1 pseudogene is annotated in these 315 nt (G+C 72.7%); it reads right to left on the bottom strand.

Annotated features, from left to right (window positions below):
* Nucleotides 1-283: pseudogene (locus PUR61_RS01700) on the bottom strand (hypothetical protein); the annotation flags it as partial.
* Nucleotides 284-315 lie beyond the last annotated feature (32 nt).

Below are 315 nucleotides of genomic sequence, written 5' to 3'. Positions count from 1 at the left end.
CGTCGTCCTCCGGAGGGGCTGTCTTCTCGGGCTTGTATGCCGCGACCGATACCACCCGAGGGGCGGTCGTCTCGGCCACGGTAGCCGCCTCCGCTTCCACCGGTGGGGCGGTCGTCACGACGGAAGCCGCCGCGGTCGCCGCCACGGTAGTCTCGGTCTCTACCGATTCCTCCGGACGGTCGGTGATCGCGGCCACTGTAACCGCCACCGCTACCACCCGAGGGGCGGTCGTCACGGCCACGGAAGCCGCCGCCACTGCCACCTCGGTCGCCACGGTCGTCACGGCGCGGGCCGTCACCACCGCGGTCGTCGCGG

This window comes from Streptomyces sp. BE20 (assembly GCF_036322525.1).
Classification (GTDB): Bacteria; Actinomycetota; Actinomycetes; order Streptomycetales; family Streptomycetaceae; genus Kitasatospora.
The sequence above is the reverse complement of the archived record's forward strand: the minus strand, read 5'-3'. Positions and strand labels throughout refer to the sequence as shown.